Here is a 21,383-nt window from a genome sequence, read left to right on the forward strand (position 1 = left end):
CCTCTTAAACTGTCAGTTTTATATTAGTCAAAATAATCATCAACATCAAAAACATTATTTTTATAGTAATATTTACGGTCTTTTTCAGTAATTTCACGAATAACCTTGCATGGATTCCCTACTGCTATCACATTATTTGGAATATCTTTAGTAACAACACTTCCCGAACCTATAACAACATTATTTCCAATGTGAACCCCAGGATTTACAACAACATTTCCACCAAGCCAAACATTATCTCCTATTGTTATACCAATACCATATTCATATCCAGAATTTCGTGAATCAGGATGTATTGGGTGACCTGCTGTATATAGAGAAACATTTGGAGCAAATTGAACATTATTACCTATGATTACTTTTCCCACATCTAAAATTGTACAGTTATAATTCGCATAAAAACAATTCCCAATTTCAATATTCTTTCCATAATCACAATGAAAAGGAGCTTCAATATGTATGTCTACACCAGCTTTACCAAGAATATCTCTTATTAATTTATCAATTTTTCCGTATTCATCTGGTAGACAGTGATTATACCCATATATCTTCTTTTTATTCTCCATTCTTTCTTCTGCCAATCCGTCTAACCACGCCTTATATGGCAAACCCGCAAGCATTCTATCTTTCTGATTCATAATTTTTCACACCTTTCAGTATATATTAATATGTACCATAATTTCTTTTCCCGAAAGAATTATATTATCCTCTAGGTCTTTAATTTCTAATTCTCTTAACACTGTATTTATTGATTTTATTTCTCCTTAAATCTCAAAAATATTTTTGATATTAATTTAGCATAAACCTTCTGCATATGAGGTTCATTTGAATATGTATTAACTTCATCAATGGGAATCCACTTAACATCACTATTTTCATCAGCTTTAACACTAAGTAATTCCTCTTCATCAGCTTCTACTAAGTAAGTAACCGATAAATGTAAATGTGGAGAAACATATTCACCTCTTTTTATGTGCCCAAGTACAGTCAATATATCTAATGAAAATATTTCACAAGATATCGGCCTAACATTTTTTATACCGGTCTCTTCCTTTGCTTCTTTAATTGCAACAGCCAATAAATCTTTTTCTCCATCTGCATGACCGCCTACCCATGACCAAGAATTATATATATTATGATGTACCATTAACACCTTATCTTTTGCCTTATTTACTATAAATGCTGAGCTTGTTATATGTGCTATCTTATTTTCCCTAGTTAAAATATCATCAAATATATCTATACAATGTAAAATTAGTTCTTTATCTTTTTCTTCTTGACCATTATAAGGATTATATTTTCTTATCAAATCAACCCACTCCATATTTCCTCTCCTTTTTATGATAAAACGCTTTCCGTTTCATTAACAATTTTATGTCAAAGTTTAATAGTCATACCGTCATACACAAACCTAACATTTTCATAATCTTTTTCTAAATCAAGATAGTCATCATATTATTTCCCCTTTTTTCTGAAAATATATCTTCTAAAATACCTACGGCATCCATTATTACTTTAGGGCAAATACTATTAAAAAGTCCCTTTTCCCTAATAATATTGTATTCTCTTTCATCAGACAAATCATACCCTAATAATTTTTTACAAATTATTGATTCATTTTTCTCCTCAAACCTTCTTATAAATTCCTTCGTCAACGCATATGCTTTGCTTTTTGATTTTGTATCACCTTCTATATAATGACCACTCCCTAATCCTAAAGTCATTATCGCTCCAGAAACTGCTCCACAAACCTCACCTTTACGAAACCCTCCGCCAAATCCTGTAGAGATTTTTAATGCGGTTTCTTTATCTAAGCCAAACTTCTCACAAAAGACACTTAAAACTGCTTGACTACAATTAAAGCCATTATTAAATACATTTATAGCTTCTTCTTTTTTATCCATTTTATATTCTCCCTTTTAATATCGTTATATTATGGTATTAGCAAATTATACACTAAGAATTTAAAACTCTAAATTGTAATATCTGTTACTAATTTTTCTACTTCTTGAAGAGTATTAGCAACATAATTTGCAAGCAACACTTCATCTTTTCCAAAGCCATATGTTACGCCAATTGATATTCCCCCATTATGTGAAGCTGCTTCAATATCACTTGTCCTATCTCCCACCATAATAAATTTTTCTACTTTATATTTGCTCTTAAGCCTTCCAACTGCTTGTATTTTGCTAATTCCATCACTACTATAACAAATATCATCGAATATATTAAAAAATGAAAATTTCTTAGAAATACCTAAAACATATTCTTTATTCCCATTTGAACAAATGCACAGAGTATATCCTTTTTCCTTTAATGTTTTTAAGCATTTCAAAACCCCATCATATAACTCACCATATTCTCTTATATATGGTTGTTCGAATGCTATAATATCTCTTGCAAATTGATTAATACTATCTTCATCAACTCTATTGATTAACACCTTACATACATCTCTCAACGTTAATCCAATTAAATTTAAAATCTCATCATCAGATTTCATCTCATATCCATTCTTAACCAAAGCATCGTTAATTGCTTTTATATCTACAGTCTCCGTCCTAAAAAGTGTTCCATCTAAATCAAATATAACAAGTTTTATATCTTTCATAATAATCACCTATCCCCACTTTGTTAGATACAATAATAATTAAATTAGGTTAAAGACATATTCAACAAGTATTTATTGCTTTCCTATAAGGTATAATTCTACTGTATCGTTAATAGCTACTTCATTTCCAGCTTCTTCAATAGCTGTTCTAATAGCATTAAAAAAAGGTCCTTGTATTGATTTGCTCAAAGCTATATGGTCTGAATTTCCTAATCCTCAACATATTTTGATTCAAATGGGTATTTTGAATAAGCCGTTTTATGTTTTTTAAACCCTAATTTCTTATAAAAGCCTTCATTTCCAAATGTTGAAGTTAGGTGAATTGTCATATGTTCTTCACCTTTTAAAAGTAACCTCATCAACCCTTTCCCAATGCCTTTTTTCTGATATTCAGGTAATGCTGCAACATCAAAAACAGACCCATAGCATATGCCATCCGATAACATTCTACAAGACCCCACCAAAGTATTTTCTTCCCATGCTGTAACAACCTTGTAACTCACTTGAAATGCAGACTGAATTTTATTAAATTCTTTACTTTCTATAAAACGCTTTAGCATCCCTACCTTTTCATATAACCTAAAAAGTTGAGACCACTCAATACACTCTAATCCAATTTTATAAGAAATCATTTTTATATCTCCTTCACTAAATTCATATTGAATTTTTTCTATCTAAATGAATTTATGATTTAATAGAACTTAATATTTACTTATATACCACTTCAAATTCCTCAAATACTACTAACATATCTTGAGAAAACTCCCTTTTCACTTCTTTTAATTCTCTTGTAAAAAAATCTATATGTACCTTTCTCCAATACTCTAAAGACTTATCACCTTCGCCTTCTATTTCCGCAAATTTTTCATTTACATCTTTAAAAGGTAATACTGTTACTTTTTTAGTTTTTATAACACATTGAGCAATTCCATTCCAAGTTGTAATAATGCTATGATTATCTTCCATAGGCAGCTCTTCATTTTCTACACCATAGAAATAATAAAGTGAACATGTCCCTCTTTTGACTTTTCCTCTAACCAATTTTGCTAAATCATTAGCACTTTTTTCATTATCACAAAAATGCCATGAAGTATAATTTTTATTAGTATTGTAAGTAGACCCTCCTATAGATTTTAAATACTTTCTCCACATTTTTTCTACTGATTTATGTTCTTGTTCCATAATTTAAATTCTCCTTTGCATGTATAAGTTATAACGTTAACTTTATTAGTTAAACTTACCTTCGCAATTTTAATTTTTTCTTACTTGAATATGTAGTAGTTCTTTTTTCTGCCATAAAAATATAGTAACTATCGATTTCAGTTATTTTTACACCACCAAAAATTGAAACCAGCTTGTTCTTATACCAGTCTTTTCTTTTAGTAACCATATATATTCTCCCACCAATGGCTAATCTATTAAATCCTTTTTCAATAAACTCCTTTGGAACAGAAAAATCCGCATGATACGGAGGATTTGAAATAATTAAAGTTAAGTCTTTTTCATTAATATTTTTAAATCCATCACTTTGGTATACTTCAATTCCTTTAACATTATTTAGATCAATATTTCCTCTTGTAAGCTCTACTGCTCTACTATCTATATCTGCCATAACTACATTAGTCGCTCCAACTATTTTTGCAGAAAGTATTCCAACTATACCGTAACCACACCCCAAGTCTAGAACCTTATCATCATTTTTAAATTCAATAATTGACAACATCGCTAAAGTACCTTTATCAACATTTCGAGGTGCAAAAACTTCATTTGATGTATTAAATTTCATATCAATATTTTTTACATTTACATTTAACATTATTATATGCCTCCAAAGATATTCTTAACTTAACATTTGTTCTATTATATATTGCTATTGTTATGTAACTATAATAAATTATACCATTATATACAATAGTTAACTACTCTCACTGTATTTACATTTAATTGGTCATTTAGTATACTTTACATGAAATGATTAAAAGTTAAAGCTATATCCTTTTAAAATAATAATGTTAGGGGTTGATTCTATGGAAAATGTTATAAATGTAATTTCTATGAGGTGGTTTACTACCTAACTCAAATTTATAGGTATTACTCCACCTTTAATTCTATCAAATTATTTTAAATTGAAAGGTTGAAAATATAATGGATTTAAAAAACATACTTACAGACAGATTAATATTAATACCAGTAACATTTGAAATTACTAACTCTTTATCAGATGGAAGTAGTAACGAAATCGAAAAGCTCGGAATAAAAACAGATGAGCAATGGCCTACTAAGGATACAATGGACATATTACCTATTGTTAATAAATCCTTAGAAAAAGATAGGATCCCGACTGGATTCGAATTTTGGATGATTGTAAAAAAAGATACTATGCAAGTAGTTGGCGATATAGGTTTTCACGGAAAACCTAATGAAAAAAGTGAAGTTGAAGTCGGTTTTGGGTTAGTAGAACATGAAAGAAGAAATGGTTTCGGTTTCGAAGCACTAAAAGCAATTATAAATTGGGCCATTTCTCAAGATAGTGTTAAAATTATTAAAGCAGATTGTTTGATTAGTAACAACCCTTCCGCACGGATATTAGAAAAGGTTGGTATGAAAGAATTTAATAGGGACCAAAATTTGATTTATTGGGAGCTTAAACCAATAAAAAGCAGACATATATAAGGTTTTTTTGTTAGTTAAAAAGGCAGCAATGTCTTTTTAACTATATAATCAATAAATCCCTGGCGTATTTTTTCTCCTTCATATATTCTTTCTAGAACTCTATTTTCTTTATATAATATCTCCATATCGTAGAAATATTTATCTGCTTCATATTCTTCACAATACGAGTGTATCACAGGAAAATAATCCATCTGTTCATACTCATTTTCTCCAACGGCTGTGCCTTGTCCACACCGAGAATCTTTTGTGCTTAGAAAATTTACAAAAAGTAACCCATTAGGCTTTAATACCCGTTTCATTTCACTGATAGATTTTGATATATCTGCTTTTGTCATGTGAAATACGGAGTTATATGAATAAACAAAACTTAATGACTCATCTTTAAATTTCAATTGTCTCATATCACCTTTTTCAATATTCAAATTTTGTTCTTTTTTCTTTGAATAAATATTAGATTCTTCTAATTGTTTAGTATTAAATTCTACCCCATGTGTTAAGTATCCACATTCTAGAAATAAACTTAGTGGTGGGCAATCTCCTCCTGCGCCACAATCTAATACTTCTTTGTCCATATTTGTGTCATTACAAAACATTATAAATCTGTATAATGGTATTTGCTTAAATATTTCCTTCATCTTTTTTTCCACCTTTTTAAATATTTTCTAGGAATTAATATAGCTCACCCTTTCCGCAGCTATAACTAATTCGCCTAAAACTACTTTACCAATAAATGCATTCTTATAATTTTAGTAATTCTAATAAATTATACCATTATATGTATCAATTAACTTATTTCCAATTTAATATAATTTCTATGTCTTTTTAACTATTTTAATATATAATGAAAATCTATTATTCCTAATATAAGCGTTAATTCTCGTCCTATATAATCTATCGTACATTACTCGGATACGAATATGTTTCCCGTTTTAAAAGATGTTTCATCATATCAATCCACTCATCCGGATTAAATATAAGAAATTCTTCATGATGCATTCCCCCCAAGGCAACCAGTTCAGCTTTAGGAAAATGCTGAATATAACGTCTAGTCAACGTTTTGGTATCCTCCTTAGTACCATAAGTACAGTAGATTATAGTATTTTGTAAAACTATATTATCTGCCACAGGAGTTACTAAATCCGTATAATAGACGTTGTATAATGACTTGTATGAGATACCTTTATACATTACTCCCAATACTTTTGAGGAATCACCATATATTTTATCCAAAAAATTTCTAAGAATTTTAACGGGATGCTTGGCCTTAATTAAGTAATAGAAAAGCGGGGTAATCAATGCAGTTGATAAGATGGCCCATGGATTAGCCTTTTGCTCAAAGTCGGTACTGCCGGTTATTGCAATATCAATTTGTACATTGTTTCTTTCTAGCAGCTTTCCAATAACAGAGCCTCCTAGAGATGATCCGTATACACCGTATAAATGGCCGTTATAATGTTCTTTAATATATTTTTCTATTCCAAGTATCTGGTCGTTAATATGCCGAAATGTATTATGATCATTTTTATCATGTCCGTCAAAACCGACGCAGATAATTGTGTAATCTTCAGCAAGTCCATCAATTACCTCAGCGAATTCCCCCTGCCAGCTAGAGCCTGTACCGTGAATCAACAAAACAGCCAGATTACCTTCTTTTCCAAATTCATAAAATTGCATCTTACCACCATCCTTTACACATATATTTATTTTATCCGCTTTAATTACATATCGCAGCAATTATTACCATTTACTAATTTGCCTTACGAATGAATGCTGTGTTTTATTTCATAGTTGTATAAACTATTTTTTAAGCATTTCCGCATATTCTTTCGGATGATTTAGTAAATATCCACAATGACCATAACCTGCTTTTTTCAAAATATTACTGTATTTATATTTTTTTAATCGAAATATGCATATACGTGCTGGTTCCTTGGTTCCGTATATAAAAGTAACTGATTTCTGTGCTGTTTCATCTAACTTCGGTAATGGAAAGCTATAGCATGCTCGAGATAGATTTTCAACACTTTCCTTACTTATATAGCAACACACATTAGACATCAGTTTACCTAAACCAGCGAATAATTTGTCTAATCTTTCAGTACCATTTTGGGCGTTTTGTCGCATTAAATAGCAAATACGCCAAAATTTCTTCATTGCAATCCTCTGAAATAATGAACCAAATTTCAAAAATGGTCCTCCATCCAAAAACACTTTCTTTATATGTACTATATTTCGATGATATACTTCAAACGCAATTATTGCACCCAAAGATGTACCTAATATAAAATCTAATTCGTCAATATTATTTCCTTTCAAATAAGTCAATATTTTATCTACTTCATCATCAATAGAAAAAAAAGTGGAACTTTCCTCTACATCATGTCCATCTAACGTAGGCATAATTATAAAATAATCTTCCTTTAAATATTCTACCAAATTTAAAAAGCTCTTATACGTCATAAACATAGCATGTATAAGTAATACTTTAGGACCATTAGGGTTACCTATGGTTTGAAATTTCATGTGATTGTCCTCCTTTTCTATTTTTACGTATATAATAGCTAGTTTTTAGGTCGTAAGTGACTGACCTAAGATGGTCATTTTATTTCAGTGTTTATAAATTTAAACTCATAGTATTCACCACGTTCATTCCACCATGAATTATAAAATTTATCCTTTATTTATATTATATAGAAATTGTTATTGATAATCAATATCACTATGATGAAATAATTAATAGACAGTATATTGACAATTATGAAATATTTTGCTATTATTAATTTAGACAGTATACTGTCAACAAAGGAGATATTAATGGATACTTACAGAGAGTTATTTTTAATGCAACAAACTTACGCAACACTTTTTTCTGTTACCAATAAGCTTCAGGTACAAGGAGATAGGTATTTTGAGGTCCTAACGTCAAGACAGATGATGGTGATGATTGCGATTATTCATTTACCAGAAGATGAAACTACACTCAATAATATTGCAAGAAAGTTAGGTACCACAAAGCAGAGTGTGAAACAAGTCATAACCATTTTAGAAAATAAAGCTTACGTAATCACTTCACCAAGCAGACAAGACAAACGTGCCGTGAATGTTAAAATTACAGAACTCGGAAAACAGACTATGATTGCTTGTGCTGAAAAATCATTGAACTTTTTTGCAGATGTTTTTGAAAATTTTACAACAGAAGAAATGGAGATATTGTGGACCCTATTAAAGAAAATGTATCGTTTTGATGGTGAAGAACAGGATGGATTTGAAGAAAATGCCAGTTCAGAAGAAGAACTTAATGAGGATCAAACTAGAGCATTAAAGGAATTTGAAAGGCGAAGAATTGAGAGGAGATAGTATAAAAATGAATAACGTTGTTACAGTCAAAAATTTAGAAAAAAGTTACCATACTAAAAAAGCTATTAATGGAGTGGACTTTGTAGTTCATAAAGGTGAAATCCTTGGTCTCTTAGGCCCTAATGGAGCAGGCAAAAGTACAATTATAAATATCTTGACTACCATATTATCATCTGATAAGGGTGAAATAACTATCTTAGGACATGATTTAAAAAAGGATGCGAAATTCATCAAACAAGAAATTGGAATAGTTCCCCAAGACTTAGCCATTTATGAGGAAATTTCCGCGGAGAAAAATGTACATTTTTTTGCAAGTCTCTATAAACTCAAAGGAGAACAATTAGAAAACCATGTCAAGGCGGCTTTAGAATTAGTAGGTCTTTATGATAGAAAGGATGAAAAACCTAAAAGTTTTTCCGGCGGAATGAAAAGAAGATTAAATATTGCTTGTGCCATTGCCCATGAGCCACAACTTATTATCATGGATGAGCCAACGGTTGGTATCGATCCCCAATCAAGAAATCATATACTCCAATCCATAAAAATTCTAAAAAAAAGAGGTGCAACAGTTATCTATTCCACGCATTACATGGAAGAAGTCGAAGAAATTTGTGATTGGATAATTATTATGGACAATGGAAAAATTATTGCACAAGGTACAAAAGAAGAATTAAAGCAGAAAGTGAATGATGAAATTACCTATTCCTTTTGCGTGGATAATTTAAATAAATTAAGCACTAAGGAGTTTTATTTAATTGATGGCGTAACAAAAGTTAAAATATCACAAAATATTGTTGAAGTAACTATAGAAAACTCTAAGGACAATATCAATGAAATCATATCAGTTATAACATTAAAGGGCTGTAAAATTGAAAGTCTAAACAGTAAAAAAGCATCTTTAGAAACTGTATTCTTAGAGTTAACTGGAAGGAATTTACGAGATTAGAGGGGAGAAATATGAACTTTATAAAAATGGTGAAATTTGATTTTATGAATATTATTAGAAATCCAATGCTGTTAATTGTAAATACAATATTTCCATTAATACTTATAGGTGTCATGGGTTTTGTAATGAGCAATGTTTGGGGTAAAGGAAGTATGAGTATCTATGATTATTATGGCATAAAGATGATGATTCTTACAGCGCTATTTATTGCAATGACGGCTACTAATACGTTTATGGAGGAAAAGGTCAAAAGTGGAAACAGTCGCATCATATATGCACCAGTTTCAAAAACATCAATATATTTATCAAAATTGATATCCACTTATATTTTGGGTACAATTTCATACAGTGTTTTAATCCTTATAGGACAATATTTATTGCACATTAACTTTGGTGGGAATAATATTATTTATATTATGGTGTTAATCAATATACTAGCTTTATTTGGCTGTAGTTTAGGTACCATGTTTTGCTGCCTTTTCAAAAGCGAAGAAGGCGCAAATAGTATTATGCAAATTCCATTAACATTATTTATATTTTTCGGAGGAATAATTTTTGGAGTACATAGACTTGGAAATGTGGTGGCTGAAATATCAAATTTATCTCCAATCAAGTGGGTTAATGAATGTGCTATTCGCATAATCTATGATAATGATTTTAGTATTTATCTACCAGTACTGGCATTTCTGCTAATTGCTTCTATTGTCTGTATCATAATATGTCAAATCACCTTTAAACCGGAGGAATATGTATAATGAATATAATTAATCTATTTAAAAATAAATTAGACAGAATCTTATCCAAGAAATCAATAATTATATTTGCAGTGGTAGTTATACCTATTATGATTGGAATTGCTGTAATATTTTCAACCAAAGCACCGTCAAAAGAAACCATTGCTTTTCTTTCTAACAATGTGCAAAATACTCCAGTAGATAGTAGATATGATGTTCAAGTAGTCCATAAAAAACCAACTACGGCTGATCTTGTTTTAGGTAAATATGTTGCTATTGTGGAAGAAAAAAATAGTGGGAATTATGAGGTAACAACTTTAAAAAGTGAAGAGGATAAAAAAATAATAGAAAATTTTTTCAAGTCCGGCAAAATAGCAAAAGATTATAAAGGTGAAGATGAAATAAGAGCACTGTTGGCATAGCTACAATGTTAATGTAACTCAATTGTGTTATATTAACAAAACTACTTTGCCCAATTATCCAAAAATTTAATTGTATCATTCCATTCCTCAATATTTGCTTTTGCCCAACCGTCTATGTCAACTCGAATTCCAAACAAGTAATTTCTTCACCTTTATACATCCATGAAGAATTATGTGCAGGAAGTCCACCCTTTTTCATCTTCTCATATGAATAGCAGCTTGGCATACTAGCAATAACACAATTAATATCCTTAAATATAGATGCTGCCAAAAGAGCCCTCTCTCCCCCCTTAAACCTTCCTACATAGCTGTTTTGTCTTATTAAAATCTTCAAATATACTATTCATCATATGCAGCTAATGCAATAGGTAGTGCTTGGATAACTATATTACCAACAGCAGGTAATCCAACTAAAATGCTACTTATAATTTCCTCCCTTGAAGCTCCTAACTTTTTGGCCTGTTTTACATGAAATGTTATACCGCCTTCAAGTCGAGCAGCTGCTAATACAGCTAAATAAGCAAGTGCTTCTGTCTTCTTATCAAGTTTACACGAAGTATCCAATTTTTCAATAAATTCACCCCATGCCTTTTGTTGTTCTGGTGCTTCTTTAGAAAATGCCATAAATGCATTACTTATGCTCATAATATATCCTCCTCAATTTATAATGTTTTACAAAACACAGTCTGTCCCCTTTCATTCACACTATTATACCATTTATTACAATTAAGCTCTATATTTACAAACAACTTATGTCAGCTATAAATATTTATATTTATTCAATGAAAGACAAGGCTGAAAAATTAAAATATGTGGTGCAGGATTATATATGAGGCTTAAAAATATATAATATTGTAGCTAAAAGTAACCTTTTATGTGTTCAATTAATATAATAATAGTGAATGAAAATTTTCAAGGAGGATTTACTATGTTATCTAGTACTGAATTCATACGACAATCGCTGGAAATACATCTTTTTTTTGCAAGGATTATGAAGGAACACTCATTCTTTTTAGAAGTTGGGTTTACACCAAAAGACTCAATTTATATTAAGCAGGCAAATAACTTTAGAATAGAGTTTGACAGACTTTTAGCAGATACTATATCACTTTCTAACGGTGCTGTTAGCCCCAGTGTATTACAGTCTGGTGAAGTAATAACACCTTTTACACTAAAAGCTGAGATGGCTTCAGCATATTTTACAGGAGTGAATATTCCATTTAATTTAACAAAATCAGAAGCTGGTTTAATGGGCAGTAATGCATCAATGCTAGGCAATCCTATAATTGAACAAAGAGTATGTACACTTAATCAGAGAGCACTAGTATTAATTAAAGCCTTAGCTCAGTTTAAGACTATGGTTTTGTCTGAAGTTATATCCTGTAAAATGTTTACAAGTAGCTACCCTTTGCTTATAGATCATATATTAAGAGAGGCAAAATTTTATTTTCAAATAATTCAAAGGCTGCAAAACCGTGAGGAAATCAACTTTGAGAAAGATATGTATGTGCAAGAATCTTTTTGGAATAGAATTATGGCTGAACATTCAAAATTTATTCGTGGACTTCTTGATCCAACAGAAAATGAGCTTATAAATACAGCAAATAACTTTGGAAATGAATTTGATAAGTTAACAACAGAGTCAAAAGAAGCAATGGATAATATAATCCCCATCTCAAAAGTTACGCAAGACAGCCTTACAGCAACTATTGAAATAGCTAAATTTAAATCGCAAGGTACGCAAGGATTGCTAGAATGTAAAATCAAGTCCATAATAATACCATTATTAGCCGACCATACTTTACGTGAAGCAAATCACTATTTACGTTTATTGAAAATATTTACAAAAAATAAATGAAATATAGATAAATAAATCTTTTGTTTTATGCTTGTAATTATTCTGCATAGTATTAATGACTGTTAACATAAAAATATGAAGAATTTTCATACCTAAAATTAATGGATAGAGTTTGACACCAACTCTATTCATTAGTTTATTGAAAAAATACAATAAATCAAGTAAGAAACATTACCTTCATTGTATTTGTCATCCATTTTTTCTACTATCCAATTTATCTTTGCTTGGCACTAATATTCTCAAATTATATTTGAATCAATTGTATTATCACTTTCTTTATAATGATTTAACCTGCAAACAGCTGGCCCTTCTATAATATCACCTTCAAAAGAAAATCTCGATCCATGGCAAGGGCAATCCCAAGATTTTTCTTCACTATTCCATTTTAATTCACAACCTAAATGAGTACATGTTATATCAACTATATGTAGTTCTCCATGTTTATCTCTATATGCCCCATACCTTTCTCCATCAATCTCTACTATCTTTCCCTGATCATTTTTCAGATCAAAATTATATTGCCCAACTTGAAGCTTTCCTTTTATTAGCTGCTTTGCAACATCAAAGTTTTCCTTAACTAAATTTTTAATTCCATCAGTTAAAATTTTACGAGATGGATTATATACTTCTTGATAAGGACTTTCATTTTTAACTATAATATCCCTTAGTATAGTCGCTGCTGCTGTTCCATTTGTCATGCCCCATTCACCATAACCTGTAGCAACATAAATATTTTCTGATGTAGACGTAAGCTTACCCACATAAGGTACACCATCTATTGTTATATAATCTTGAGTTGACCATCTATACAAAAAATTTTCAACATTAAAGTTTTTTTCAGCATAATTTTTTAAATTAACATAATGTTTAATCATGTCGCCACCATGAGCGGTCTTATGCTCTTGCCCCCCAATAATTATCATCTGACCATCCTTATACTTTTGTGAACGGAAATACCAACCTGCCTCTCCTGAATCTACAAATGTTCCATTTGGTAATGCATCCTTTATTATTGCAGATATTACATATGATCTTTGTGGTCGAAGTTTTGCAAAATATAACCCCAAACCATCATAAAATGGAAAATGTGAAGCTAAAACGACTTTTGAGGCTATTACTTTAAAGCCTGTGTCTGTTATTACAGTATATAAATTATCATGCTTTATATCTACCGCTCTTGTATGTTCATATATTTGACTACCATTACCAGAAATGTTTTCAGCCATTTTAAGGAGATACTTTCTAGGGTGAAATTGAGCTTGATTTTCAAAGCATAGTGCCCCGCTTATTGAAAATGGTAAATCTAGTTTTTCAATATATTTTGCTTTTATCCCTAGGCTTTTAGCTGCTTCTGCCTCTTCCTTGATAGTATCTTTATAGCTTTCATCTGTTGTATAGATATATGCCGGTAACCTACAAAAATCACAATCAATGTCGTATTCCTTTACCATGTTTTCTATAAAATCTATGGCACCTTCATTTGCATCTGCATATTGCTTAGCTTTCTTAATTCCCATCGTGTTAATTAAATTACTATATATGATATCATGTTGTGAAGTAACATAAGCTGTAGTGTGTCCTGTAGTTCCCTGAACTATTTTATCTGCTTCAATTAATGCAACTTTGTAACCTTCATTTTTCAATAGGAGGGCAGTTGTAATTCCTGTAATACCTCCTCCTATAATTGCTATATCAACTTTAATGTCTTTTTCTAAAGTTGGATAGTTTGTTTCATCTGTTGAATCAAGCCAATAAGATTTTGGTGTTAAAATATTATTAATACACATATTATTTTTCCCATTCATGAATTTGCTCCCTTCCTATAACATAATTAACATATTTATTTTATGTTTATAACCATTCTCATACATTGTATTTTTATTTTATTAATTCCCTTTATCATTAGGATAATTAGCTGGAAATATACCCACAATATATTAGAAACAATTTAAATAAATCCATAATAAATTTTTCACTTCCGGGACAATATATAAAAATACAAGAATTTAACCAAGGAGGTATTTAATTATGGAAAATAAAGAGAAGAAAGGTACTTTTAGTGGCATACCAAGTATAATAATAAGATTTGTAGTAACTTCAATTATATTAGCTATAACGTCATTTTTAACACCAGGCTTTGTACTTGTGGGTCTACGATCAATTATATTAGCGTCGGTAGTTATTTGTTTAATAGATTATTTAGTGGAAAAACTTATGAAAGTTGATGCATCACCTTTTGGGAAGGGAATAAAAGGATTTGTAATAGCGGTTATAATATTATATATAGCACAATTCTTAGTTCCTGGAATGAGAGTATCTATAATAGGCGCTATACTTGCTTCAATAGTCATTGGAATACTAGATGCAGTAATACCTGGAAGATCCATATAATCTCCAATAGACTTCATGTAGTTTTGGACTTACATTATTAAATGTAAGATTGAAATTTTAGTAATTAAAATTGCACCTATCGATTATAAGTAAAGCAAAACCATTCAAGAAAAAAATTATCTTGAATGGTTTTTAATTTTGACAAATAATAGCTTCACACCTTAAAATATTCATCTTCATATAAATCCACAATATAAAAATAACTATCATTGTTAAGCAATCCATAGTTATATAACTGCTGATTCCATGATTGAAAATGTATTCTTCTCACAATCAATTTCAGCTAAGATACCATATGGCAGACAAATTTTAGGTTCTGTATGGCCAAAGTTCATATTATACAAAATCGGTAAATCTGCTTTATTAAACTCTTTCATTACTTTGTAAATTACTTCTTTATATTCAAGATAATTTTCTTCATCCTGAGGCTTTCCCCAAATGATACCATTAATACGATCAAGTATTCCAGTGATGCCATAATTTCGTAACTCACCTTCTACAAACCATACCGGTGGCTTTTCCTCTGAGGTTTCTAAAAATAATATTGAATCATCAAACTCTTCAGGTGTTGGATATACTGCTGTTCCACGAAGACTATCAAAAACTTCCATACATCCGCCTATTAGCCTTCCCTTTACAACGCCTTTTCCTTGTAATAATTCATAACCATTATTAGGTTTATACTCTCTTTGCATTGACTTATTTGACTCTTCCCAAGATAGATATTGGCTTGTCCATTCTGGACCTGCTTTTACTTCTCCAATTGCATTTGTTTCGAATAATGTTTTTTTAATATTTTCAACTGTGTAAGGGTGCATAGATACATTCTCTGCAAAATCAACTAATAATGTCGGTCCATAAATACTTGATATCCCTGCTTTAAGGCAAAATAAGTGGGTAGTAGTTGTATCTGAATAACCCATAAATACTTTAGGGTTATGATTTATAATATTAAAATCAATATATGGGAGCATTCGAATGCTTTCATTTCCACCAATACATGCTATAATACCTTTTATTGAATCATCTTGAAATGCACACATTAAATCTTCTGCTCGTTTCTCAGGATGATTGTATATATAATCTGTTCCAGCCAAAGTGTATTTCATATCTACAACTTTTAATCCAAATAATTTCTCTAAACGATCCTTCCCTTGTTCATAGCGCCACAATATTTCTTTGTCACCAGCGCCACCCCAAGATAAACTGACTAATGCAACCTTATCTCCAACTTTTAACTTAGATGGTTTCTTTAATTTTTTCATTGTATATCTCCTTTATAATATTTGTTTTTTAGTCAATAAACAAATTTGCTTGTATTTATATATTTAATATTTAAAACTTATTAAGGATTTTGTTTTTATTACAAGTCAACACAATTCCAGTAGCCACAATCATTCCTTATTTTATATGTTTATTAGCAAGTTTATACACTTGATTAATTGTTTTTTGTGATAAATCCCATGTTTGAAGTTCTAATTTTATTAATTCACTATGCCTTTTACTTATATCCTTTAATGCGTTTCCGACCGATTTCCTAACATATTCACTTTTATCATTCTTCAAATTAGATATTAAGCTTATTGCTATATTAGGATTCTGTTTAAAATAATCCCTACTTGTCCATATTCTTAATCCCTCGGTAACTGCTCTCCTTACGTTTGGATTACTATCGTTTAACCAAACTTTAATTATGGGTAACGCATTTTCATATCCTATATCGCAACAGTATTTATCAAAAGCCTTTGCCAAAATCTCTTGAACACGCCAATTTTCATCTATACTTATTTTCTCTTTTAAAAATACTAATGCCTCATTTAACTCACATGAAATTGAACCACAGATAAATGTAGATAACTCCCTAACTTGATAAAATTCTGATGAGTAAAACTCTTTTGCAATAATAAAACATTTATTAATAGAATTATTGTTGAGAATAACTATAGATTCTTTTTCTATTTCTTTAAATCCATTTTCGACCATTTTAACTTTTTCAATTATATCATCATACAATTTTAGTCTAACCTCCTAACCCAACGGTGTCCTTCATAAATTCAAACTCAACCTAATCATATCAATACATTCAATTCCATTTTCAATAATAATTTCTTTATAATGTTTTTTAAAAAAATCTCTATCTATACCAACTATACGGAATCCACATTTTTGATAAAGTGCTAACTGATATAGGCTAGAATTTCCTGTTCCACCCTCTAAGACCCTTGCACCTTCTCCTCTTGCCATATCTATTGCACTAAATATTAACCTCTTCCCTATACCTTTACCTTGATATGCTTCACTAACTGCAATATTTACAAGCTCTAAAGTCAATGGTCTCGTCCTAAGAATTATATAAGCAGCTACTATATTATTGTTTATATAAGCAACATAACAATCGCCTCTATATACATAATCATTAATTATATCCATAGATGGGTCTGCTAAAAGAAGCAACTCATAAGGTACTTCTTCGTCATTACTTAGCTTCTTTATTACAACATCATCCATTTACTAACCCTCCTTCTACTCTTAATAATCTACATTGCTGCTTTATATAAAGCTTTTTAAATTTACATTAAACGGAAATCTTTATTCACCATCATAATAATCTACGTTAGTATCCTTTTTATAAAATGTTCCTGGTTTCCCATTTACAAGTATGCCCATTTTGTTAGAATTGGGGTAAACCACTACCTCTGGTGAATTAACAGTGTCGCAACTAAAGTACACAAGCATTTCAGTCTGCGAAGAATTAATTATTTTATGTGCTCCTTTTTCTGATGGCGGGCAAACAATAATATCTCCTACTGAAATTGATTTATTTCCGCTATGTGTTTCTAATATGCCATTTCCTCTAATGATATAAAATACTTCTTCATTTTTAAGATGGTAATGATATGGGTAATTTGCTTTCTTAGGTGGAATTTCATAGATAGCAACATAGCTTTGATTTTCATTCCCTTGCCCTGTTACTTCGTACTTATTATACTCGTAAGGCTCATGCTCACATTTGTGTTTTGGCTTAATTAAATTTTTATTAGTTATCCGAATTTCACGACTATCCATCTAATAATCTCCCCCTTAATATCTCATGTGATTTATACACACCTCCACTTTGACCTAATAAGATGTACTAAATATTAACCTAAAGATTTGTCAACTTCCTTACCTTCATTAAAAATAAAGAATAGTTAACTGTTTCAGCATCTATAACTTTTTTATCATAATTAAGCAATTCATAATCTTGTTTATATTTTTTTAAGCGTGACTGCAATTATTATGACTCTATAACCCTTAAAAGCCATTCATTCACTAATGAATTAAATACTTCTACCTCTTCTATCTGCAAATTATGTCCTGCTCTATCCAATACAGCAAAAGTTGCTCTTGGATAGTTGTCTAAAATACCCCAGGCATCTTTATAACCTACACTTGAATCCTGTCGTCCTAATAGTATAAGAGTCGGCTTGTTAAACTTTTCATCCAGTCCATCCACATCAAATGAAAACGCATTCCCGTTTTGTTCAAGCTTTAGTAAAAAATCTTTATCTGCCAATCTTATGCCAGATAAAATTTCATTTCTATATCTATCCCAAATTTTTTTACTTTGCACTACTTGTATTGAATTAAAACCCTCGGCATCATATGGATCAAGTTGTGCTAATAATTTATCATCCTTTTTTAAAACAATATGCTTTGGAACATTGCGTTTTTTTAAATCCATTGTAATTGAAGGACATAGTAATAATAGTCCATCTATTCTATTTGCAATTTTATGTACTATTCCCCTTGCTAAATAGCCACCATATGATTCACCTGCAAGTAAAAAGTTTTCATTCGGAATAATTTTATCAATAAAATCAATTACAATATCCAGCATTATATCTGAATTTGTAATCCACTTCTCGCCTTTAGTTTTTCCCATTCCTGGCAAGTCAATATATATCCTTTTATAACCATCTTTATTACTAAATACAGTTTCCATGCATCCTGTCATCAATCTATGGTCTACATGGGAACCATGTATCATAACAATTGGTTTGCCACTACCCATTACCTCATAATTTATAGATATATTGTTCATCTTACATTCCATTCTTTTATCTCCTCTCATCCGACACACATCTTAATACTAAATCATCAAAAACTTCAAATACATTTTCATTCATTACTATTCTAAAAAATTTTTTTCACTTTTTAAACACAACGATTTATCATCTATGACTCTCATTGTTGCAATTATTCCGTCGAGATGGTCATATTCATGCTGCAATAATTCTGATAAATCTCCTTCAAGTTTCATCTCATTATCAATAAAATCTATGTCCTTAAAATGAATTGTACATCTACAGTGCCTTTTAACCTTTACCAATAACTCTGGAAAGGACATACAGTCGTCTATTACCTCCATAAATTCATCATCTTCAAAAATCAATATTGGATTTATAAAAACTACAGGCTTGTCAATATTCATATATATCAACCTCTTAAATACACCTATTTGTGAGGAAGCTATTGCTCTACCTACACCATACTTGTTTCTAAAATTCATAAGTGTATCATGCAAATCAATAACAAGTTCTTTTATAATGTCCATTTCATCCTTTTCTATAGTAGAGCTTATCTGATATAATTTAGGGTTTCCCAACAAAATGATTTTTTTTACCATATATACACCTCCTTCAAGCTATTATAAAAATGTTCTTCTTATCATATATTTTGTATAAATTCCAATAACCTGTTTACGATGGTATGACTTATGAATTATCTATCCTTTCTTTATATACCTTTGGGTATATGGACATATCTCTATGCATTTACCACATAATGTTATTTCTTTAGCTATTTTATCATTTGCTATCTGACGTGCCTTACGTCGACAATTAATAATGTTAATAAACTCATCTCTATCAATGCCAACATGCCATAGTTCACCTGAAATGGCTCTGCCAGGGCAAGCATCTTTGCATTTTAAGCAATCCCCACACTTAGATTCTGTTACTGGCGTTCCATAATCTAATTTTGCATTTGTAATAATTGACGTTAACCGAATAGACGAACCAAATTCGTCTGTTGTTAACAATGCATTTTTCCCAATCCATCCGAGTCCAGACATTGTTGCAACAGTCTTATGAGGTAATAATGTTCTATAGTTAGAGAATTTTTTTACAACGTCAGTAGTTTGTGCAACTGCTTTATATCCCTTATTTTGAAGATATTCAGCCCCACTATTGGCTATTTCATTCAATTTATTATTAAGCGAGTGATATTGATTAAAATAATCCATATTAGGTCCATTACAAATTGACTTAACGACTTCCACTGGTATATTTATCGCAATAGATATTCCGTGATTTATTTCACTATCTACAATAGATTCTAAATTCGCAAATCCAACCAAAGAAGCCCCTTTATCATACAAATATTCTTTTAAATCCTCACTATTTATCATAATATTTTTTTCGCCTCCAAATCAATAAAATGTGAATTGCTATCGTAATCCCAATAGACAAGCTACTATACAGAAGCCACAAGCATCTTTTCTATCATGTTTTTTTTAAAATAAACTCCTTTTGAAATAACATAATTGCTGCATCACATAAAAGAATAATTTTGATATTACATATTAGTTCCATCCTTATAATAAGCCCATAAAAGTAAATGTATGATTATAAGTTAAACCTTATTTATAACATTTTAAAAAAACTACAACTTACTACATCAAAATTTAATTTCACATTTTTTTACTAATGAGAATATTATAATAATTTAATGTTATATTACCATAACATGGTATTAAAATAAAGATGAGTTAAGATTTATTTATTATACAACTAACAAAAACGCCACGAACTTTTATTGTTTGTGGCGTTTCATATTAAATGTGTTTTTCTTTTATGAATAAAGCGTTTTTCTTCCACTAATATACAAAATAATATAATCTACTTTATATCCAAGTCTTTTAATAAGTCTTTTGCCTTCTGGGCATCTTCTATTGGGACTTGTATTTCCATAATATTATTAAGTACAGCAATACTTCTAATCATTTCTCCTTTAATAAAATATCTTATTTCCTCAGAATCTAAAATTGACTTAACAATAGGTATTATAGAAAAGTCCATTGTTTCTGCTATAGTGACAAGTTCTGAATACTCAAATTCTTCACTTGACAATTCTTCGCTTGGTAATTTTTCAACCAATTCAATTTTACAGTCCGAACAGAAATTAAATCCCTCTCTATATTCACATTTGCATTTTGGACAAAACATTTTATACCTCCTTAAAATTTTATTTTATACGGATTATTCTACAATTATTCATATAGTAAAATTCGGATTGATGTAACACTAAATAAAAATGTGTCCTAACTGTACTTACTATTTAGTCTTCG

28 protein-coding genes are annotated in these 21,383 nt (G+C 30.2%); 7 read left to right on the forward strand and 21 right to left on the reverse strand.

From position 1 onward, the window contains the following. Positions 1–23 precede the first annotated feature (23 nt). The 7 genes from A7L45_RS14860 to A7L45_RS14890 all read right to left on the reverse strand — a co-directional run bounded on the left by A7L45_RS14860 (position 24) and on the right by A7L45_RS14890 (position 4,427). Positions 24–638 (reverse strand): sugar O-acetyltransferase, encoded by a 615-nt coding sequence (locus A7L45_RS14860; RefSeq protein ID WP_071613519.1) that lies wholly within the window; start codon positions 636–638, stop codon positions 24–26. A 116-nt stretch (positions 639–754) separates the two neighbouring features. Next, positions 755–1,324 (reverse strand): NUDIX hydrolase, encoded by a 570-nt coding sequence (locus A7L45_RS14865; protein ID WP_071613520.1) that lies wholly within the window; start codon positions 1,322–1,324, stop codon positions 755–757. A gap of 109 nt (positions 1,325–1,433) precedes the next feature. Further along, a complete protein-coding gene (locus A7L45_RS14870) occupies positions 1,434–1,904 on the reverse strand; it encodes a C-GCAxxG-C-C family protein (RefSeq protein WP_071613521.1) in 471 nt (156 codons plus the stop codon). A gap of 68 nt (positions 1,905–1,972) precedes the next feature. Continuing rightward, the gene (locus A7L45_RS14875; RefSeq protein ID WP_071613522.1) at positions 1,973–2,611 is read right to left on the reverse strand and encodes an HAD family hydrolase; all 639 of its coding nucleotides are present in this window, start codon (positions 2,609–2,611) and stop codon (positions 1,973–1,975) included. Between the two features lie 209 nt (positions 2,612–2,820). Next, positions 2,821–3,243 (reverse strand): GNAT family N-acetyltransferase, encoded by a 423-nt coding sequence (locus A7L45_RS14880; RefSeq protein WP_071613523.1) that lies wholly within the window; start codon positions 3,241–3,243, stop codon positions 2,821–2,823. A gap of 76 nt (positions 3,244–3,319) precedes the next feature. Further along, positions 3,320–3,793, reverse strand: a complete 474-nt coding sequence (locus A7L45_RS14885; protein ID WP_071613524.1) for an ASCH domain-containing protein — start codon at positions 3,791–3,793, stop codon at positions 3,320–3,322. Between the two features lie 55 nt (positions 3,794–3,848). Further along, the gene (locus A7L45_RS14890; RefSeq protein WP_071613525.1) at positions 3,849–4,427 is read right to left on the reverse strand and encodes a class I SAM-dependent methyltransferase; all 579 of its coding nucleotides are present in this window, start codon (positions 4,425–4,427) and stop codon (positions 3,849–3,851) included. A 329-nt stretch (positions 4,428–4,756) separates the two neighbouring features. On the opposite strand from A7L45_RS14890, the gene A7L45_RS14895 reads away from it, so the two are divergent. Beyond that, positions 4,757–5,284 (forward strand): GNAT family N-acetyltransferase, encoded by a 528-nt coding sequence (locus tag A7L45_RS14895; protein ID WP_071613526.1) that lies wholly within the window; start codon positions 4,757–4,759, stop codon positions 5,282–5,284. Positions 5,285–5,298: 14 nt separating this feature from the next. Here A7L45_RS14895 and A7L45_RS14900 read toward each other — a convergent pair whose 3' ends face one another. The 3 genes from A7L45_RS14900 to A7L45_RS14910 all read right to left on the reverse strand — a co-directional run bounded on the left by A7L45_RS14900 (position 5,299) and on the right by A7L45_RS14910 (position 7,807). Continuing rightward, positions 5,299–5,919 (reverse strand): class I SAM-dependent methyltransferase, encoded by a 621-nt coding sequence (locus tag A7L45_RS14900; RefSeq protein WP_071613527.1) that lies wholly within the window; start codon positions 5,917–5,919, stop codon positions 5,299–5,301. Positions 5,920–6,175: 256 nt separating this feature from the next. Continuing rightward, complete coding sequence (locus A7L45_RS14905; protein WP_071613528.1) at positions 6,176–6,958, reverse strand: alpha/beta fold hydrolase; 783 nt, start codon at positions 6,956–6,958, stop codon at positions 6,176–6,178. A gap of 123 nt (positions 6,959–7,081) precedes the next feature. Continuing rightward, positions 7,082–7,807 (reverse strand): alpha/beta fold hydrolase, encoded by a 726-nt coding sequence (locus A7L45_RS14910; protein ID WP_071613529.1) that lies wholly within the window; start codon positions 7,805–7,807, stop codon positions 7,082–7,084. A gap of 291 nt (positions 7,808–8,098) precedes the next feature. Between A7L45_RS14910 and A7L45_RS14915 the strand changes: the two genes are divergently transcribed. The 4 genes from A7L45_RS14915 to A7L45_RS14930 are packed head-to-tail and all read left to right on the forward strand — an operon-like array spanning position 8,099 to position 10,743. After that, entirely contained in the window at positions 8,099–8,641 is a 543-nt protein-coding gene (locus tag A7L45_RS14915; RefSeq protein ID WP_071613530.1) for a MarR family winged helix-turn-helix transcriptional regulator, read from the forward strand. Between the two features lie 7 nt (positions 8,642–8,648). Continuing rightward, positions 8,649–9,587, forward strand: a complete 939-nt coding sequence (locus tag A7L45_RS14920) for an ABC transporter ATP-binding protein (RefSeq protein WP_071613531.1) — start codon at positions 8,649–8,651, stop codon at positions 9,585–9,587. 11 nt (positions 9,588–9,598) lie between these two features. Continuing rightward, positions 9,599–10,342 (forward strand): ABC transporter permease, encoded by a 744-nt coding sequence (locus tag A7L45_RS14925; RefSeq protein WP_071613532.1) that lies wholly within the window; start codon positions 9,599–9,601, stop codon positions 10,340–10,342. Continuing rightward, positions 10,342–10,743, forward strand: a complete 402-nt coding sequence (locus A7L45_RS14930; protein WP_071613533.1) for a hypothetical protein — start codon at positions 10,342–10,344, stop codon at positions 10,741–10,743. Before A7L45_RS14925 ends, A7L45_RS14930 begins: the two co-directional genes overlap by 1 nt. A 112-nt stretch (positions 10,744–10,855) precedes the next feature. On the opposite strand, the gene A7L45_RS22900 is transcribed toward A7L45_RS14930, so the two are convergent. Together A7L45_RS22900 and A7L45_RS14935 are read right to left on the reverse strand one after the other, a co-directional pair. Continuing rightward, positions 10,856–11,077, reverse strand: a complete 222-nt coding sequence (locus A7L45_RS22900) for a hypothetical protein (RefSeq protein WP_224616913.1) — start codon at positions 11,075–11,077, stop codon at positions 10,856–10,858. A gap of 5 nt (positions 11,078–11,082) precedes the next feature. Continuing rightward, on the reverse strand, positions 11,083–11,388 hold the full coding sequence (locus A7L45_RS14935; protein WP_071613534.1) for a carboxymuconolactone decarboxylase family protein: 306 nt from the start codon (positions 11,386–11,388) through the stop codon (positions 11,083–11,085). Between the two features lie 283 nt (positions 11,389–11,671). On the opposite strand from A7L45_RS14935, the gene A7L45_RS14940 reads away from it, so the two are divergent. Beyond that, the gene (locus A7L45_RS14940; RefSeq protein WP_071613535.1) at positions 11,672–12,601 is read left to right on the forward strand and encodes a DUF2935 domain-containing protein; all 930 of its coding nucleotides are present in this window, start codon (positions 11,672–11,674) and stop codon (positions 12,599–12,601) included. Between the two features lie 239 nt (positions 12,602–12,840). Here A7L45_RS14940 and A7L45_RS14945 read toward each other — a convergent pair whose 3' ends face one another. Then, on the reverse strand, positions 12,841–14,406 hold the full coding sequence (locus A7L45_RS14945; protein WP_071613536.1) for an FAD-dependent oxidoreductase: 1,566 nt from the start codon (positions 14,404–14,406) through the stop codon (positions 12,841–12,843). Positions 14,407–14,629: 223 nt separating this feature from the next. Between A7L45_RS14945 and A7L45_RS14950 the strand changes: the two genes are divergently transcribed. After that, positions 14,630–14,992, forward strand: a complete 363-nt coding sequence (locus tag A7L45_RS14950) for a phage holin family protein (RefSeq protein WP_071613537.1) — start codon at positions 14,630–14,632, stop codon at positions 14,990–14,992. A gap of 227 nt (positions 14,993–15,219) precedes the next feature. On the opposite strand, the gene A7L45_RS14955 is transcribed toward A7L45_RS14950, so the two are convergent. The 8 genes from A7L45_RS14955 to A7L45_RS14990 all read right to left on the reverse strand — a co-directional run bounded on the left by A7L45_RS14955 (position 15,220) and on the right by A7L45_RS14990 (position 21,261). Continuing rightward, positions 15,220–16,257: a S66 family peptidase gene (locus tag A7L45_RS14955; RefSeq protein WP_071613538.1), complete on the reverse strand. Its 1,038-nt coding sequence runs from the start codon at positions 16,255–16,257 to the stop codon at positions 15,220–15,222. A 136-nt stretch (positions 16,258–16,393) separates the two neighbouring features. Continuing rightward, positions 16,394–17,005: a DNA alkylation repair protein gene (locus A7L45_RS14960; protein ID WP_338132989.1), complete on the reverse strand. Its 612-nt coding sequence runs from the start codon at positions 17,003–17,005 to the stop codon at positions 16,394–16,396. Between the two features lie 33 nt (positions 17,006–17,038). Beyond that, on the reverse strand, positions 17,039–17,500 hold the full coding sequence (locus tag A7L45_RS14965) for a GNAT family N-acetyltransferase (RefSeq protein WP_071613539.1): 462 nt from the start codon (positions 17,498–17,500) through the stop codon (positions 17,039–17,041). An 81-nt stretch (positions 17,501–17,581) separates the two neighbouring features. Beyond that, on the reverse strand, positions 17,582–18,058 hold the full coding sequence (locus tag A7L45_RS14970; protein WP_071613540.1) for a cupin domain-containing protein: 477 nt from the start codon (positions 18,056–18,058) through the stop codon (positions 17,582–17,584). Between the two features lie 211 nt (positions 18,059–18,269). Beyond that, positions 18,270–19,088: an alpha/beta fold hydrolase gene (locus A7L45_RS14975; protein ID WP_071613541.1), complete on the reverse strand. Its 819-nt coding sequence runs from the start codon at positions 19,086–19,088 to the stop codon at positions 18,270–18,272. Positions 19,089–19,163: 75 nt separating this feature from the next. Beyond that, complete coding sequence (locus A7L45_RS14980) at positions 19,164–19,661, reverse strand: peptide deformylase (RefSeq protein WP_071613542.1); 498 nt, start codon at positions 19,659–19,661, stop codon at positions 19,164–19,166. A 99-nt stretch (positions 19,662–19,760) separates the two neighbouring features. Beyond that, positions 19,761–20,444 carry a 4Fe-4S double cluster binding domain-containing protein gene (locus tag A7L45_RS14985; protein WP_071613543.1) on the reverse strand — a complete coding sequence of 228 codons (684 nt, stop codon included), beginning with the start codon at positions 20,442–20,444 and terminating at the stop codon, positions 19,761–19,763. A gap of 490 nt (positions 20,445–20,934) precedes the next feature. After that, positions 20,935–21,261, reverse strand: a complete 327-nt coding sequence (locus A7L45_RS14990; RefSeq protein ID WP_071613544.1) for a putative signal transducing protein — start codon at positions 21,259–21,261, stop codon at positions 20,935–20,937. Between the last annotated feature and the right edge of the window lie 122 nt (positions 21,262–21,383).

This window comes from Clostridium estertheticum subsp. estertheticum (assembly GCF_001877035.1).
Classification (GTDB): Bacteria; Bacillota; Clostridia; order Clostridiales; family Clostridiaceae; genus Clostridium_AD; species Clostridium_AD estertheticum.

Coding starts and splice junctions, on each gene's coding strand:
- A7L45_RS14980 (WP_071613542.1), bottom strand. CDS start 19,661: ATGGTAAAAAAAATCATTTTGTTGGGAAACCCTAAATTATATCAGATA.
- A7L45_RS14860 (WP_071613519.1), bottom strand. CDS start 638: ATGAATCAGAAAGATAGAATGCTTGCGGGTTTGCCATATAAGGCGTGG.
- A7L45_RS14895 (WP_071613526.1), top strand. CDS start 4,757: ATGGATTTAAAAAACATACTTACAGACAGATTAATATTAATACCAGTA.
- A7L45_RS14945 (WP_071613536.1), bottom strand. CDS start 14,406: ATGAATGGGAAAAATAATATGTGTATTAATAATATTTTAACACCAAAA.
- A7L45_RS14875 (WP_071613522.1), bottom strand. CDS start 2,611: ATGAAAGATATAAAACTTGTTATATTTGATTTAGATGGAACACTTTTT.
- A7L45_RS14955 (WP_071613538.1), bottom strand. CDS start 16,257: ATGAAAAAATTAAAGAAACCATCTAAGTTAAAAGTTGGAGATAAGGTT.
- A7L45_RS14865 (WP_071613520.1), bottom strand. CDS start 1,324: ATGGAGTGGGTTGATTTGATAAGAAAATATAATCCTTATAATGGTCAA.
- A7L45_RS14880 (WP_071613523.1), bottom strand. CDS start 3,243: ATGATTTCTTATAAAATTGGATTAGAGTGTATTGAGTGGTCTCAACTT.
- A7L45_RS14990 (WP_071613544.1), bottom strand. CDS start 21,261: ATGTTTTGTCCAAAATGCAAATGTGAATATAGAGAGGGATTTAATTTC.
- A7L45_RS14885 (WP_071613524.1), bottom strand. CDS start 3,793: ATGGAACAAGAACATAAATCAGTAGAAAAAATGTGGAGAAAGTATTTA.
- A7L45_RS14935 (WP_071613534.1), bottom strand. CDS start 11,388: ATGAGCATAAGTAATGCATTTATGGCATTTTCTAAAGAAGCACCAGAA.
- A7L45_RS14915 (WP_071613530.1), top strand. CDS start 8,099: ATGGATACTTACAGAGAGTTATTTTTAATGCAACAAACTTACGCAACA.
- A7L45_RS14930 (WP_071613533.1), top strand. CDS start 10,342: ATGAATATAATTAATCTATTTAAAAATAAATTAGACAGAATCTTATCC.
- A7L45_RS14890 (WP_071613525.1), bottom strand. CDS start 4,427: ATGTTAAATGTAAATGTAAAAAATATTGATATGAAATTTAATACATCA.
- A7L45_RS14900 (WP_071613527.1), bottom strand. CDS start 5,919: ATGAAGGAAATATTTAAGCAAATACCATTATACAGATTTATAATGTTT.
- A7L45_RS14940 (WP_071613535.1), top strand. CDS start 11,672: ATGTTATCTAGTACTGAATTCATACGACAATCGCTGGAAATACATCTT.
- A7L45_RS14870 (WP_071613521.1), bottom strand. CDS start 1,904: ATGGATAAAAAAGAAGAAGCTATAAATGTATTTAATAATGGCTTTAAT.
- A7L45_RS14965 (WP_071613539.1), bottom strand. CDS start 17,500: ATGGATGATGTTGTAATAAAGAAGCTAAGTAATGACGAAGAAGTACCT.
- A7L45_RS14910 (WP_071613529.1), bottom strand. CDS start 7,807: ATGAAATTTCAAACCATAGGTAACCCTAATGGTCCTAAAGTATTACTT.
- A7L45_RS14970 (WP_071613540.1), bottom strand. CDS start 18,058: ATGGATAGTCGTGAAATTCGGATAACTAATAAAAATTTAATTAAGCCA.
- A7L45_RS14925 (WP_071613532.1), top strand. CDS start 9,599: ATGAACTTTATAAAAATGGTGAAATTTGATTTTATGAATATTATTAGA.
- A7L45_RS14985 (WP_071613543.1), bottom strand. CDS start 20,444: ATGATAAATAGTGAGGATTTAAAAGAATATTTGTATGATAAAGGGGCT.
- A7L45_RS14950 (WP_071613537.1), top strand. CDS start 14,630: ATGGAAAATAAAGAGAAGAAAGGTACTTTTAGTGGCATACCAAGTATA.
- A7L45_RS14975 (WP_071613541.1), bottom strand. CDS start 19,088: ATGGAATGTAAGATGAACAATATATCTATAAATTATGAGGTAATGGGT.
- A7L45_RS14920 (WP_071613531.1), top strand. CDS start 8,649: ATGAATAACGTTGTTACAGTCAAAAATTTAGAAAAAAGTTACCATACT.
- A7L45_RS14905 (WP_071613528.1), bottom strand. CDS start 6,958: ATGCAATTTTATGAATTTGGAAAAGAAGGTAATCTGGCTGTTTTGTTG.